The 13,316-nt window shown below is 68.1% G+C and carries 16 protein-coding genes; 1 reads left to right on the forward strand and 15 read right to left on the reverse strand.

The window, feature by feature from the left end; translation table 11 throughout:
* Nucleotides 1-58: 58 nt before the first annotated feature.
* From ACW5EG_RS10695 to ACW5EG_RS10740, 10 genes are all read right to left on the reverse strand, one after another.
* Nucleotides 59-583 (reverse strand): dihydrofolate reductase, encoded by a 525-nt coding sequence (locus ACW5EG_RS10695; protein WP_457021794.1) that lies wholly within the window; start codon nucleotides 581-583, stop codon nucleotides 59-61.
* Between the two features lie 71 nt (nucleotides 584-654).
* Complete coding sequence (locus ACW5EG_RS10700; RefSeq protein WP_457021446.1) at nucleotides 655-1,449, reverse strand: thymidylate synthase; 795 nt, start codon at nucleotides 1,447-1,449, stop codon at nucleotides 655-657.
* Entirely contained in the window at nucleotides 1,446-2,318 is an 873-nt protein-coding gene (gene lgt, locus ACW5EG_RS10705; RefSeq protein WP_457019477.1) for a prolipoprotein diacylglyceryl transferase, read from the reverse strand. Before lgt ends, ACW5EG_RS10700 begins: the two co-directional genes overlap by 4 nt.
* A 79-nt stretch (nucleotides 2,319-2,397) precedes the next feature.
* Nucleotides 2,398-3,159, reverse strand: a complete 762-nt coding sequence (locus tag ACW5EG_RS10710) for a TerC family protein (protein ID WP_457019476.1) — start codon at nucleotides 3,157-3,159, stop codon at nucleotides 2,398-2,400.
* 25 nt (nucleotides 3,160-3,184) lie between these two features.
* Nucleotides 3,185-3,565, reverse strand: a complete 381-nt coding sequence (locus tag ACW5EG_RS10715; protein ID WP_457019474.1) for a diacylglycerol kinase — start codon at nucleotides 3,563-3,565, stop codon at nucleotides 3,185-3,187.
* A 405-nt stretch (nucleotides 3,566-3,970) separates the two neighbouring features.
* Nucleotides 3,971-5,200, reverse strand: coding sequence for an ABC transporter permease (locus tag ACW5EG_RS10720; protein ID WP_457019472.1), 1,230 nt, complete (start codon nucleotides 5,198-5,200; stop codon nucleotides 3,971-3,973).
* 52 nt (nucleotides 5,201-5,252) lie between these two features.
* Nucleotides 5,253-6,026: an ABC transporter ATP-binding protein gene (locus ACW5EG_RS10725; RefSeq protein WP_457021447.1), complete on the reverse strand. Its 774-nt coding sequence runs from the start codon at nucleotides 6,024-6,026 to the stop codon at nucleotides 5,253-5,255.
* Nucleotides 6,023-7,528 (reverse strand): efflux RND transporter periplasmic adaptor subunit, encoded by a 1,506-nt coding sequence (locus tag ACW5EG_RS10730; RefSeq protein ID WP_457019468.1) that lies wholly within the window; start codon nucleotides 7,526-7,528, stop codon nucleotides 6,023-6,025. The genes ACW5EG_RS10725 and ACW5EG_RS10730 overlap by 4 nt, the downstream gene beginning before the upstream one ends.
* A gap of 91 nt (nucleotides 7,529-7,619) precedes the next feature.
* On the reverse strand, nucleotides 7,620-8,897 hold the full coding sequence (locus ACW5EG_RS10735) for a sensor histidine kinase (RefSeq protein ID WP_457021448.1): 1,278 nt from the start codon (nucleotides 8,895-8,897) through the stop codon (nucleotides 7,620-7,622).
* 28 nt (nucleotides 8,898-8,925) lie between these two features.
* A complete protein-coding gene (locus tag ACW5EG_RS10740; RefSeq protein WP_457019464.1) occupies nucleotides 8,926-9,639 on the reverse strand; it encodes a response regulator transcription factor in 714 nt (237 codons plus the stop codon).
* A gap of 72 nt (nucleotides 9,640-9,711) precedes the next feature.
* Between ACW5EG_RS10740 and ACW5EG_RS10745 the strand changes: the two genes are divergently transcribed.
* The gene (locus ACW5EG_RS10745; RefSeq protein ID WP_457019462.1) at nucleotides 9,712-10,095 is read left to right on the forward strand and encodes a DMT family protein; all 384 of its coding nucleotides are present in this window, start codon (nucleotides 9,712-9,714) and stop codon (nucleotides 10,093-10,095) included.
* 163 nt (nucleotides 10,096-10,258) lie between these two features.
* Here ACW5EG_RS10745 and ACW5EG_RS10750 read toward each other — a convergent pair whose 3' ends face one another.
* The 5 genes from ACW5EG_RS10750 to nudE form a co-directional block, all read right to left on the reverse strand.
* A complete protein-coding gene (locus ACW5EG_RS10750) occupies nucleotides 10,259-10,561 on the reverse strand; it encodes an Mpo1-like protein (protein WP_457019461.1) in 303 nt (100 codons plus the stop codon).
* Between the two features lie 11 nt (nucleotides 10,562-10,572).
* Complete coding sequence (locus tag ACW5EG_RS10755; RefSeq protein WP_457019460.1) at nucleotides 10,573-10,896, reverse strand: YnfA family protein; 324 nt, start codon at nucleotides 10,894-10,896, stop codon at nucleotides 10,573-10,575.
* A gap of 67 nt (nucleotides 10,897-10,963) precedes the next feature.
* On the reverse strand, nucleotides 10,964-11,782 hold the full coding sequence (gene mazG / locus ACW5EG_RS10760; RefSeq protein WP_457019458.1) for a nucleoside triphosphate pyrophosphohydrolase: 819 nt from the start codon (nucleotides 11,780-11,782) through the stop codon (nucleotides 10,964-10,966).
* Between the two features lie 149 nt (nucleotides 11,783-11,931).
* Nucleotides 11,932-12,714, reverse strand: coding sequence for a 3'(2'),5'-bisphosphate nucleotidase CysQ (gene cysQ, locus ACW5EG_RS10765; protein ID WP_457019583.1), 783 nt, complete (start codon nucleotides 12,712-12,714; stop codon nucleotides 11,932-11,934).
* 25 nt (nucleotides 12,715-12,739) lie between these two features.
* Nucleotides 12,740-13,294 (reverse strand): ADP compounds hydrolase NudE, encoded by a 555-nt coding sequence (nudE, locus tag ACW5EG_RS10770; RefSeq protein ID WP_457019457.1) that lies wholly within the window; start codon nucleotides 13,292-13,294, stop codon nucleotides 12,740-12,742.
* Nucleotides 13,295-13,316 lie beyond the last annotated feature (22 nt).

Consider the following 13,316-nt stretch of genomic DNA (forward strand, 5'->3'; position numbering starts at 1 on the left):
GAGCACCGCAGGATGGTCATGCGGGAGGACTTCCACCCGTTCGCGCCTGAAGGCGCTCCTACACGTCGCGACCCTCGCTCGTCCGCTCTTCGCAACGTACGTAATCGACAAACTCGAAATCGAACGCGTGCTTCGCGTCGGCACCATGACGTTCGCGTGCGATCGCTTGCCAGGCGTTTTCATCGTACGCGGGGAAGAACGTGTCCGCGTCTTCAACCGCGGTATCGACGCGGGTCAGCCGCAGATCCGTTGCCCGCGGCAGCGCCTGCGCATAGATTTCCGCGCCGCCGATCACGCACAGTTCCCGCGCGCCCTGCTCCGCCACGATCCGCAGCGCCTCGTCCAGCGACGACACCGCACGCATGCCCTCGAACGGCACCCGGCCACTGCGCGTCATCACCAGGTTCAGTCGACCCGGCAGCGCGCGCCCCAGTGAGTCGGCGGTCCTGCGCCCCATCAGCACCGGCTTGCCGAACGTGAGCGCCTTGAAGCGACGCAGGTCGTCGGGCAGGTGCCAGGGCAGCGCATTGCCTTTGCCGATCGCGCGGTTGCGGTCCAGCGCGACGATCAGGACCACGCGCAGCGGCTGCCTGGCGATGCCGGATCCGGAACTGTCCGCCGGCCCGCCATCCACCACGACCGGCCGGCCCACGCTCACACCGCCACCGGGGCCTTGATCGCCGGATGCGGGTCGTAGCCCTCGATCGCGATGTCGTCAAAGCCGAACGCAAACAGGTCGCCGACGTCCGGATTGAGCCGCAGCCGCGGCAACGGCCGCGGCGCGCGCGCCAGTTGCTCGCGCGCCTGGTCGTAATGATTCGAATACAGGTGCGCATCACCCAGCGTGTGCACGAAATCGCCCACGCCCAGCCCGGTCGCCTGCGCCACCATGTGGGTGAGCAGCGCGTAGCTGGCGATGTTGAACGGGACGCCGAGGAAGATGTCGCCGCTGCGCTGGTAGAGCTGGCAGCTCAGCTTCCCGTCCACCACGTAGAACTGGAACAGCGAGTGGCAGGGCATCAGCGCCATCTGCGGCAGCTCGGCCACGTTCCATGCACTGATCACCAGCCGGCGCGAGTCGGGATTGCGGCTGATCTCGTCGACCAGCCACTGCATCTGGTCGATGTGGCCACCCTTCCCGTCGGGCCATGCGCGCCACTGCCGGCCATAGACCGGGCCGAGTTCGCCCTGGTCGTCCGCCCACTCGTCCCAGATGCCGACGCCGTTGTCCTTGAGGTAGGCGATGTTGGTGTCGCCCTTCAGGAACCACAGCAGCTCGTGGATGATCGAGCGCAGGTGCAGCTTCTTGGTGGTGACCAGCGGGAAGCCTTCGCCCAGGTCGAAGCGCATCTGCCAGCCGAACACGCTGCGCGTGCCGGTGCCGGTGCGGTCGGACTTCTCCGCGCCGTGCTCCAGCACGTGCCGCAGCAGATCGAGGTATTGCTTCATGGCGTGCCGCCTGCCGGCGACGGCTGCAGGGTCGGCGCGCTGTGAGACTTCCACAACAGGAACAGGCCCAGCGCGATGAGCGGAAGCGACAGCAGCTGTCCCATCGTCAGCCAGCCGAGGGCCAGATAGCCGATGTCGGCATCGGGCACGCGCACGAACTCGACCACGAAGCGAAACACCCCGTACAGCAGTGCGAACAGTCCGGTGAGCGCATAGCGCGGACGCGGCTTCGACGAATACCACCACAGCACCACGAACATCACCAGCCCCTCCAGGAAGGCCTGGTAAAGCTGCGAAGGGTGACGCGCGAATGCGTCCAGCGCACCGGACGCGAACTGCGCCTGCATCTGCTCGGCGCTCCAGCCGGCGAAGCGCGGATCGGTCGGGAATACCACGCCCCAACCGGCCTGCGTGTACTTACCCCAGAGCTCGGCGCCGATGTAGTTGCCGATGCGGCCCAGGCCCAGGCCCGGTGGCACCCACGGGACGATGAAGTCGAGCACATCGACCAAGTGCAGCCCCTGGCGCCGTGCCCAGTACCAGGCGGCCACGAGCACGCCCAACAGCCCACCGTGGAAGCTCATCCCGCCTTCCCAGATCTTGAGCATCCGCACCGGATCGGCCAGGTAGCCGCCGAGATCGTAGAACAGGATCGAGCCCAGCCGGCCGCCCAGCACCACGCCGATCATGCCGTAGAACAGCAGGTCGCCGAAGGCGTTGGCGTCCACCGGCAGGCGCCCGTCGCGGATCCGCCGGTTGCCCAGCCACCAGGCGCTCGCGAAGGCCAGCAGGTACATCAGCCCGTACCAGTGCACGCGCACCGGGCCGAGCGCGAACGCAACCGGATCGATCTGGTGGAGATGGATCATGGGATGCGCGTCACTCCGGGCCGGTTGCCGTCATTGTGCCCGACGCCCAAGCGCCGGGCACCACCTGCGCCTGCACTGCTCAGAGCCGCACGTCCACGCCGGTCGTGGCCCGCTCGCCGCGCCCGCGTGCATTGCGCTTGACCCAGAGGTTGAGGCATTCCACCAGCGCCGAGAAGCCCATGGCGCCGTAGATGTAGCCGCGCGGGATATGCACTTCCAGGCCTTCGGCGATCAGATAGGCGCCGATCAGCAGGATGAAGGCCAGCGCCAGCATCTTGATGGTCGGGTTGTTGTCGATGAAGTGGCCCAGCGGACGCGCCGCGAGCAGCATCACCGCCACCGCGATCAGGATCGCCGCGACCATCACCGGGATGTAGTCGCCGGCCATGCCGACGGCCGCGATCACCGAGTCCAGCGAGAACACGATGTCGATGACGGCGATCTGCGCGATCACGCCCGCGAACGACACCTTGGGTTTCGCATCCACGTCCTCCGACTCAGGCTCGCCGACGATGAGGTCGCGGATTTCCATCGCGCCCTTCACCAGCAGGAACAGGCCGCCCAGGACCAGCACCAGGTCGCGCACCGAAATGCCCTGGCCCAGGACCACGAACAGGTCCGAGGTCAGGCCCGCCAGCCAGGCCAGCGTCAGCAGCAGCCCGATGCGGGTGATGCAGGCCACCGCGATGCCGAACTTGCGCGCGAACTCGCGCCGCTCCGGCGGCAGCTTGCTGACCGCGATCGAGATGAACACCAGGTTGTCGATGCCCAGCACGATCTCGATCGTGCTCAAGGTCAACAGCAGGATCCAGACCTGTGGATCAGTCACCAATTCCAGCATCGAAGCACTTCCTCTTTTTCGGTTTCTACAGCCAGCGCGGGAGCAGGACCAGGCCCCACACCAGCAAAACGTTGAGCATGCTCACGAACACAGCGGCCGAACCCATGTCCTTGGCGCGTCCGGCCAGCTCGTGGTGCTCGGGGCCGTAGCGCTCGATCACCGCCTCGATGGCGGAATTGAGCAGTTCGACCACCAGCACCAGCAGGCAGCTGCCCAGCAGCAGCGCGCGTTCCACGCCGTCGGCGCCCAGCCACAGCGCCAGCGGAGCGAGGACGACCAGCAGGTACACCTCGAGCCGGAACGACGACTCATGGAGCCACGCCGCCTTGAGCCCCTGCAGCGACCACACGGCTGCCATCAGGATGCGGGCGGGACGGCGGGGCAGGTGTCCGGTTTCGTCGGCCATCACGCGGCGCCGGCTTCGCGCCCGGGACCGTAGCCTTCGATCAGGTGACCGGCGACATCGGAACAGGACTGCCACGGGATCGACAGCATGCGGGATTCAGCAGCGCGGCCACTGCCGCAACCCCGCAATTTTGCCACAGCGGCGCGTGATTCCCACGTCTTCCAGCGCGGGAAAGCGTTGGAAGCACGCGGCAAGCGGCTGACGACTGCGACCACCATTCCACGGGCCGGGAAAGGCCTTCAGCGCGACTGGTGACCCCGCCAGCGGGCGCGCGCGAAGTTTGTCCGGAAAGCCGACCCCCGCACCGCCCCGCGCTACGGCGACAGCTGCAGCGCGTCTCAAGCGACGCCCGGGACCGGTCGATTCAACCCTGCGTGCGCCGTGAAAGCGCGCCTTTGGCTAGTGCTACTGCTGCCGCAGCGCCTCGATCGGATCGAGCTGACTGGCCTTGCGCGCCGGGTAGTAGCCGAAGAACAGCCCGGTGGCGATCGAGAATCCCGCCGCCAGCGCGATGACCTGGCCGTTGAGTTCGACCGGCAGCTCGCTGTTGAACTGCCCGACCAGCAACGCGCCGGCGATTCCGATCAGGATGCCGAGCAGGCCGCCGCCCAGCGACAGCAGCATGGCCTCGGCCAGGAACTGGCGGCGGATATCGGTCGGCCCGGCGCCGACCGCCATCCGCAGCCCGATCTCGCGGATGCGTTCGGTCACCGACACCAGCATGATGTTCATGATGCCGATGCCGCCGACGATCAGCGAGATCGTCGCCACCGCACCCAGCAGCCACGACATCAGGCGCGTGGTGGCGGTGCGCGTGGCCACGATCTCGGACATGTTGCGCACGCGGAAGTCGTCGTCCGCACCCGGCGTGATGCGATGGCGCTGGCGCAGCAGCGATTCGATCTCGCCCTGCACCCAGGCCAGGTCGTCGGGGTTGGTGACCGCCAACGAGATTTCCATCACCGCGCCCGGCGGCATGCCCATCGAACCCATCAGCCGACGGCGCGCGGTTTCCAGCGGCACCATCACGATCTCGTCCTGGTCGCGCCCCCAGCTGCTCTGGCCCTTGGGCGCAAGCGTGCCGGCTACCGTCAGCGGCACGCGGCCGATGCGGATGGTCTCGCCGATACCGCTCTCTTCGCCGAACAGCTCGCGGCGCACGGTCTCGCCGATCAGCACCGACTTGTCGCCGCCGGCTTCGTCGAAGCCCTGGCCATCGCTGAGGGCCCAGCCGTTGATCACCAGGTAGTCCGGCTCGACGCCTTGCCAGCTGCTGTTCCAGTTGCGCTCGGCATAGACCACCTGGCTGCTGCCGCGCAGCGAGCCGGAGATGTACTGCACTTCGGGCATCTCGCTGCGGATCGCATCGACGTCGCCCTGGTTCAGAGTGTAGAAGCTGCTCGCGCTCATGCGCACACCGCCGCTGCTGCGCGCGACGTTGGGCGAGATGTCCAGGCGCTGCGAGCCCAGGCCCGCGACCATCTTGTCGATTTCCGCCTGCGTGCCCTGCCCGACCGACACCATCACGATCACCGAGGCGATGCCGATGATCACGCCCAGCGAGGTCAGCGCGCTGCGCATCCAGTTGCCGCGCAGCGCGAACAGGGCGGTGCGCAGGACGTCGCTGAACTTCATGCGGAATGCTCCGGTTGTTTCCCGCGGCCATCCATGGCGCAAGCCAGACCGCTCACGGATCGCCTGGCCCGGCCATCCCAGGCCGGGCGCTCGCAGCCGCGGCCGATGCCGATAGGGCATCGGCCAAGCGCGGCTCCTCGCCCTCGTGCAGTTGGCCGTCGTGCATCACGCAGGTGCGGTCGGCGTGGGCGGCGACTTCGGGATCATGGGTGATCAGGACCACGGTGTGATCCTCGTCGCGCAGCCGCTTGAACAGGGTGAGGATCTCCTCGCCGGTCTTCGAGTCGAGCGCACCGGTGGGCTCGTCGGCGAGCAGGATCGGCGGGCGGTTGATCAGCGCACGCGCGATCGCGACGCGCTGCTGCTGGCCGCCCGACAGCTCGCTGGGGCGGTGGTGGCTGCGGCCCGACAGGCCCACCGCCGCGAGCGCCTCCTGCGCCAGTCGCCTGCGCTCGGCCGGGGGCACCTGGGCATACCCCAGCGGCATGGCCACGTTGTCCTCGGCCGACATGCGCGGCAGCAGGTTGAAGCCCTGGAACACGAATCCGATCTTGTCGCGGCGCAGCGCGGCCAGCTGCTCGCGGTCCAGCGTCGCCACGTCGATGCCGTCGCACAGGTACTGGCCCGAGGTCGGCGTGTCGAGGCAGCCGACCAGGTTCATCAGGGTCGATTTGCCGGAACCGGACGGTCCCATGATGGCGATGAACTCGCCGCGCGCGATGCGCAGGTCCACGCCCGCCAGCGCGACGACCTCGGCCTGGCTGCCTTCGGCATAGACCTTGCGCAGGCCGCGGGTTTCGATCACCGGGATGGCGGGCGTACTCATCTGCGCGCGCGCTCGCCGGTGATGATCTCGTCGCCGGCTTCGACGCCGCCGCGGACCTCGGTGCTGGTGCCGTCGCTCGCGCCCACGCGCACCTGCACCGCCTCGCGCCGGCCATCGGCCAGCCGGTACAGGGTGGCGCGGGTGGCACCGAGGGACGAGGCCAGCGCCGCATTCCAGCGCGCGCGCTGCGCCTCGTCGAGCGTACGGGTGAAACCGGCGAAGCTTTCCTGCATGCGCTCGAGCATGCGCTGGCGCATCTGCGCGCGCATGGCCGGATCGGGTGCGCCCCCGGGCCTCGCCATGCCCGGCGGGCCGCCGGCGCCTGGGCGCGATTGCCCCTGGGGGGGCGCGGCCTGGCGCTGCGCCTCGGCGCGCTCGCGTTGTGCCGCCAGCGCCGCATCGAAGGCGGCGCGCTGGCTGTCGTCAAGCTCCAGCTCCGCCGCCACGCGCTCGAGTTCCTCGAGCATGCCAGCGCCACCGCGTGCCGCGCCGCCCTGTCCAGGCTCGGCCTCGCCCACCGGCTTGTAGCGCAGTGCCGCATTGGACACCTTCAGCACGTCCTGGCGATTGCTGACCTCGATCTCGGCGTTGACGGTGAGTCCGGGCAGCAAGGTGTTGTCGGAATTGTCCACGCTCACCACCACCGGGTAGGTCACCACGTTGTTGGTGGTGGTCGCGGCGAGGCGCACCTGGTCGACCACGCCGCGGAACTGGCGGTCCGGGAACGCATCGGCTGTGAACGACACCGCCTGCCCTGCCTTGACCTGGCCGATGTCAGCCTCGTCGACCGCCAGCTCGATCTTCATCTTGGACAGGTCTTCGGCGATGGTGAACAGCTCCGGCGACTGCAGGCTGGCCGCCACGGTCTGGCCTGGCTCGATGGTGCGGGTCAGCACCACGCCATCGACCGGTGAAGTGATCACCGTGCGCTCGAGGTTGACCCGGGTGGTCTCGGTGGACGCGGTCTGCTGGCGGATCTGCGCCTGGGTCGAGGCGATCTGCGCACGCGCCTGGTCCAGCGCTGCGCGCGCCTGGTCGACGTCGGACTGCGCGACCAGCTTCTGCGTGCCGAGGTCGGCCTTGCGGCGATAGTCCAGTTCGGCGTTGCGCAGCGTCGCCTGCGCCTGGGCCAGCGAGGCGCGCGCACTGGCGATCTGCGCGGCGCCCTGCTCGATCTGCGCCTCGTAGGTGCGCGGATCGATGCGCGCAAGCACGTCACCCTGCTTGACCTGGCTGTTGAAGTCGACCAGCACGTCGGTGACCTGCCCGGAGATCTGGCTGCCCACGGTCACCGTCGAGATGGCGCTGAGCGTGCCGGTGGCGGAGATCGCCACACGGATGTCGCCGCGCTCCACCTGCACCGTGCGCCAGGGCGATTCGTCGCCACCTTCGCGCGAACCCGACCACCACAGCCACGCGACGATCGCAAGCGCGACGACTGCGATCACGACCACGAGTGAACGGGGGAACGATCGCCGGCGGCGGGTCGTGGGTTGCTTCATGCGTAGGGTCCGGAGACAGTCTGGCGTCGTTGGAGGCTAACGCGCGGCCTCGGCGCCGGTTGACAGCGCCGGCACGCGATCCATCCGCGGCTCAGGAAGACGCGGGCGGCGTGAAGCGCAGGGTCGCGACGGTTCCCTGCTCCTGCACGCTGTCGAGCCTGAGCTGCCAGCCGAACCTGCGCACCAGGCGGTTGGCGATGGTCAGGCCGAAGCCCTTGCCCAGCGGGCTGAAGGCATCGGCGCGGAAGAACGGATCGTAGACATGCTGCAGGGTGTCGGCCGACATACCAATCCCGCTGTCGCGCACGATCACGGCGTCCGCCTCCACCCGCACTTCGACGCTGCCCTCCTGGGTGAAGTTGCAGGCGTTCTGCAGCAGGTTGCGCACCACCATTCCCAACACGCTCGGCGGCGCGAAAAGCTGCGGCGCGACATCGGCCGAGACGTGCAGCTCGACCGGCTTGCCGGCAAGCAACGGACGCGCCCGCTCCACTTCCTCCAGCACCATCTCGCGGACATCGATGTCCTCGCTCACCGGTGCGACGCCGCTCTCGCGCGCGAGCACGAGGAAGGCATCGATCACCGCCTCCATGTCGCGCGCGGCGCGCTGGATACGCTCGAGCGAGCGGCGCCCGTGCGGCGGCAGCGAAGGGTCGGCATACAGCATGTCGCTTGCGACCCGGATCACGGTCAGCGGCGTGCGCAGCTCATGGCTGGCATCGCGGGTGAAGTCGCGCTCACGCTGCACGAACTCCGCCACGCGTCCAGCCAGCCCGTGCAGGGCGTTCGAAAGGGCCTGGACCTCGTGGCTGGGCTCCCCGGAAAAGCTCGACACCGCCAGCGGCGTGGTCAGGTCGCCCTGCATCGGATCCCAGCACGAGACTTCCTCTGCGAGGCGGTTGACGGGAAGCACGATGCTGCGCGACTTGCGGTAGGTCAGCGAGGTGATCACCAGCGCGGTGAGCAGTCCCAGCAGGGTCATCACCCCGGCCGAGGTCCACATCAACTCGTCCACCGCGTGCGTGCGCAGGACCAGATAAAGCACCCCCTCTGGCCGCCGCTCCACAAGCACGGCCTTGTGCGAGCGGTAAATGAAGTTCACGCCCTCGGGCAGCGATTCCACGTAGGGAGGGATCGCCTCCCGGTCCCGGTCCGAGGTGAAATAACCCTGGATCGTGCGCGTCGAAGGAAGGGGCGTGGCCAGGCGGCCGTCCGCCTGGCGCTCCCAGAACGCCTGTGCTTCCACGGTCAGTCGCTGTCGGATCAGCGCGTCACGGGTGAGCAGGGTGAGCATGCTCACCCCAAACACCACCGCGAGGATCAGCAGCAGCCCCTGGGTGACGAACGCATAGCGGATCTTGCGGGGCAACCCCTGCGGCATTGCGTGGTCCGCAGGGTCAGGTCGGTGACTGGTCGATGTCGGCGATCCGGTAGCCCGCGCTCTGCACGGTGTGCAGCAGCGGCTTGTCGAACGGCTTGTCGATGATCTTGCGCAGGTTGTAGAGATGGCTGCGCAGGGTGTCCGAATCGGGCAGCCCGTTGCCCCAGATCTCGCGCTCGATCTCCTGGCGGTTCACCACGCGCGGCGACTCGCGCATGAGGATGGTCAGCAGCTTCATGCCGATCGGCGACAGCTGCAGCTCGGTGCCGCCGCGGGTGGCGCGCATGCTGGCCGGATCGAGCACGAGGTCGGCGACCTTGAGCACTTCCGAGCCGACCTGGCGGCGCTCGCGCCGGATCAGGGCACGCAGCCGGGCTTCCAGCTCCTGGATGGCGAAGGGCTTGGTCAGGTAGTCGTCGGCGCCCGAAGACAGGCCGCTGAGCTTTTCGTCCAGCGTGTCGCGCGCGGTCAGCATCAGCACCGGAGTCGACTTGCGCGCTTCGGAACGGAGCCGCTTGCACACTTCCACCCCGTCCAGGCGTGGCAGCATCAGGTCCAGCACGATCACGTCGTAGCTGTTCTCCACGGCCAGCCGGTAGCCGTCCAGGCCATCGGAGGCGTAGTCGACCTCGAAACCGCGCCCTTCCAGATATTCACCCACCATTTCCGAGATGTTGCGGTTGTCCTCGACGATCAGGACCAGCCCGCCGGTTTCCTGCCCTGCACGCATGTTTGATTCCTCGAAGGGGTCTTCAGCTTTGTGAAAGGTGCCAGCCGCACTGTACAAGCGCCGTGAAGATCGATGCTCTTCTGCGCGTCCCGCCACCTCCGGATTGCCCCATGCCCCCCGTTCGACCGCCTGGTCCCGATCCTGCTGCTGATCGGCTCCAACATCTTCATGACCTTCGCCTGGTACGGGCACCTGAAGTACAAGTCCTCGGCGCTGTTCCCGGTGATCCTGATCAGCTGGGGCATCGCGTTTTTCGAGTACTGCCTGATGGTGCCGGCCAATCGGCTCGGCTCGGCGTTCTATTCGGCGCCGCAGCTCAAGGGCATGCAGGAGGTCATCACCCTGCTGGTCTTCGCCGGGTTCTCGGCCTGGTATCTCGACCAGCCGCTGAAGTGGAACCACTGGGCGGGCTTCGGCCTGATCGTGGTGGCCGCGTGGCTGATCTTCCTGGATTAGCCGCGCCCTCGCCTGTCATCTCGACCGCAGGGAGAGATCTGCGGCCGGGATTTCTCCCTGCGGTGGAAATGACATCAGGTTGTGCGAATGGCATCGGTGCGAATGGCATCAGGCAGTGGAGGCAAGGCCACGAACGCCGCACCGTGATCTGTCGAGCCCGCCCTCAGAACCGGATCTTCCCGATGAGGATGTCCTTGAACATCACCCAGTCGCCGGCGAAGGAATAGAACGGGTGGTGGAAGGTTGCCGGCCGGTTCTTCTCGAAGAAGAAGTGCCCGATCCAGGCGAAGGCGTAGCCGCAGGCCAGCGCCGCCAGCAGCCACCATGGGTTGCGCCCGACGACGGCCAATGCGACCAGGACCAGCGCGCCGCAGCTGCCGATGAAGTGCAGCCGGCGCGAGCTGCGGTTTGAATGTTCGCCCAGGTAGAACGGGTAGAACTCGCGGAAGCTGGCGAAGCGGCGCATCTGCTCTCCGGTCAGGCGGGCCTTGGCGAGAACATGATGACCGCCATGCCGAGCAGGCACAACGCCGCGCCCAGCAGGTCCCAGCGGGTCGGCTTGACCGCGTCCACCGCCCACAGCCAGACCAGGGCCACGCTGACATAGACGCCGCCATAGGCGGCATACACGCGCCCCGCTGCAGTGGGATGCAGGGTCAACAGCCAGACGAAGAGCGCCAGGCTGGCCGCGGCCGGCAGCAGCAGCCAGCTGCTGCCGCTCTTGCGCAGCCACAGGTACGGCAGATAGCAGCCGAGGATCTCGGCGAGGGCTGTGGCGGTGAAGAGCAGGAAGGTTTTCATGTCGCGATTGTGCGGTGGATGGCGCGGACTGTCCGGGCCGTGGCCGATGCCTCGCGTGTGGGCTGGATTACTCGCCCGCTTTCACCCGCTGCCAGTATCCCTCCTGCTGTTGCAGCGTCATGTCCTCCAGCCGCACGCCATCGGCCGCCGCCAGCACTTCCATCTGCCGGAACCGGCGTTCGAACTTGAGGTTGGCGCCACGCAGCGCCGATCCCACGTCCACGCGGGCGTGGCGGGCAAGATTCGCTGCGACAAACAGCAGGTCACCGATCTCTTCCTGCAGCCGCGCCTGCGCAGCGGTATCGGCAGGTGCCGCGGCCACCGCGGCGAATTCGGCGCGTACCTCATCGATCTCTTCGTGCAGCTTGTCGATGACCGGCGCGGGGCCGGGCCAGTCGAAGCCCACGCGTGCGGCGCGCCCCTGCAGTTTCAGCGCGCGCTGCCACTCTGGCAGACCGCGCGAAATTCCCGCCAGCGCCGATGCGTCCGCATGGCCGGCGGCCTCGCGCTCGGCGCGCTTGATCTGCTCCCAGCTCGCGGTCTGCGCCTGCGCATCGCCGATCTCCGCATCGCCGAACACATGCGGATGCCGTCGCAGCATCTTGTCGGAGATTGCCGCGACCACGTCGCCAAAAGCGAACGTGCCCTGTTCCTCGGCCATGCGCGCATGGAACACCACCTGCAGCAGCAGGTCGCCCAGCTCGTCCTTCAGCGCGGGCATGTCCCCCCGATCGATCGCATCGGCGACCTCGTAGGCCTCCTCGATGGTGTACGGGGCGATGGTCGAGAAGTCCTGCTCCAGGTCCCAGGGACAGCCGCCGTCGGGATCGCGCAGCCGGGCCATGATCGCGAGCAGTTCCTGGATGTCGCGCTGCGGCCGGTTCAATGCGGTCTCCTGCGTACAAGAATTGGCCACGGATGACGCGGATTAACGCGGATGGAAAAGCGCAAGAGGATGGACCAGCGCTCATCTCTCACAAGTATTTCTGCCTTGATCCGCGCTTATCCGCGTGATCCGCGTGATCCGCGGCAAAATCATTCTTCCAGCCACGACCGCCAAGGCAGCGAGGGATCACCCATCGCGATGAAATCGCCATTGAGCACGGTGTCGCGCTGGTTGTAGCGGAACGGCCGACCCCGCGGATCGAGCAGCGCGCCACCGGCGGCTTCGAGGATGGCCTGGCCGGCGCCGGTGTCCCATTCGCTGGTCGGGCCGAAGCGCGGGTAGACGTCCATCGTGCCCTCGGCGAGGCGGCAGAACTTGAGCGAAGAGCCGAGACCGACGGGCTCGACCTCGCCCATCCGCGCCATCAGCGCCTCGGTGCGAGCGCTGCGATGCGAGCGACTGGCGGCCACGCGCAAGGGCGCGGCGGCGGGCGCACGCACGCGCGCCGGACGCTCGCCATCGTTGTCGCAGCGGAATGCGCCCTGCCCCGGCGTGCCGTGCCAGAGCACGCCGGTGACCGGCGCCTGGATCACGCCGAACACGGCCACGCCCTCGTCGATCAGGGCGATGTTGACGGTGAACTCGCCGTTGCGCTTGACGAACTCGCGCGTGCCGTCGAGCGGGTCGACCAGCCACAGCCGGCTCCAGCCGCGGCGCGTCGCGGTATCGACCAGGTGCGCCGATTCCTCCGACAGCACAGGGATGTCGGGCGTGAGCAGCGCCAGTCCGTCGACGATGCAATGGTGGGCGGCCAGGTCGGCCTCGGTGAGCGGGCTGGCGTCGGCCTTGTGGGTGACGTCGAAGCCGCCCTCGTAGATGCGGATGATCGCGGCGGCCGCCTCGCGCGCGATGGCGATCACGCCCTCGCGCATGGCCGGGGTCACGAGGCCTGCGGAATCAGGCACGGGCTTCGCGCTGCAGGTACTGGCGGGCGGCGAACAGCGCCGCGATGGAGCGGCCTTCGGAGAAGTCCTCGCGCAGGGCCAGCTCGTCCAGCGCGTCGAAACGCCAGGGCACCACTTCCAGCTCTTCCGGCTCGTCTCCGGGCAGGCGCTCGGGATACAGGTCGCGCGCCAGTACCACCGTGGTTTCATGGCTCATGTAGACCGGCGCGAGGGTCAGCGTGCGCACCACATCGAGGCGGCGCGCACCGTAGCCGGCCTCTTCCTTGAGTTCGCGGTCCGCGGCCTGTAGCGGCGTCTCGCCGGCGTCAACCCGGCCCTTGACCAGCCCGAGCTCATAGCGGTGCAGGCCCGCGGCGTATTCGCGCACCAGCAGCACGGTGTTCTCGTCGAGCATCGGCACTACCGCAACCGCGCCGTGGCCGCGCCCGCGCAGGCGTTCGAACTGGCGGCGTTCGCCGTTGCTGAACTCCAGGTCCAGCCGTTCCAGGCGGTAGGGGCCGGCGTCATGCTCGGTGATGCCGTGGATCGTCGGCAGGCGGCGGCTCAAGGCGCCACCCCGGACGGGTCAC

The organism is Luteimonas sp. A611, assembly GCF_054072715.1.

Excerpts from the sequence above, each read along its gene's own strand:
- ACW5EG_RS10700 (WP_457021446.1), bottom strand. The coding sequence starts at position 1,449 with ATGAAGCAATACCTCGATCTGCTGCGGCACGTGCTGGAGCACGGCGCG.
- lgt (WP_457019477.1), bottom strand. The coding sequence starts at position 2,318 with ATGATCCATCTCCACCAGATCGATCCGGTTGCGTTCGCGCTCGGCCCG.
- ACW5EG_RS10710 (WP_457019476.1), bottom strand. The coding sequence starts at position 3,159 with ATGCTGGAATTGGTGACTGATCCACAGGTCTGGATCCTGCTGTTGACC.
- ACW5EG_RS10715 (WP_457019474.1), bottom strand. The coding sequence starts at position 3,565 with ATGGCCGACGAAACCGGACACCTGCCCCGCCGTCCCGCCCGCATCCTG.
- ACW5EG_RS10720 (WP_457019472.1), bottom strand. The coding sequence starts at position 5,200 with ATGAAGTTCAGCGACGTCCTGCGCACCGCCCTGTTCGCGCTGCGCGGC.
- ACW5EG_RS10725 (WP_457021447.1), bottom strand. The coding sequence starts at position 6,026 with ATGAGTACGCCCGCCATCCCGGTGATCGAAACCCGCGGCCTGCGCAAG.
- ACW5EG_RS10730 (WP_457019468.1), bottom strand. The coding sequence starts at position 7,528 with ATGAAGCAACCCACGACCCGCCGCCGGCGATCGTTCCCCCGTTCACTC.
- ACW5EG_RS10740 (WP_457019464.1), bottom strand. The coding sequence starts at position 9,639 with ATGCGTGCAGGGCAGGAAACCGGCGGGCTGGTCCTGATCGTCGAGGAC.
- ACW5EG_RS10745 (WP_457019462.1), top strand. The coding sequence starts at position 9,712 with ATGCTCTTCTGCGCGTCCCGCCACCTCCGGATTGCCCCATGCCCCCCG.
- ACW5EG_RS10750 (WP_457019461.1), bottom strand. The coding sequence starts at position 10,561 with ATGCGCCGCTTCGCCAGCTTCCGCGAGTTCTACCCGTTCTACCTGGGC.
- ACW5EG_RS10755 (WP_457019460.1), bottom strand. The coding sequence starts at position 10,896 with ATGAAAACCTTCCTGCTCTTCACCGCCACAGCCCTCGCCGAGATCCTC.
- cysQ (WP_457019583.1), bottom strand. The coding sequence starts at position 12,714 with ATGCGCGAGGGCGTGATCGCCATCGCGCGCGAGGCGGCCGCCGCGATC.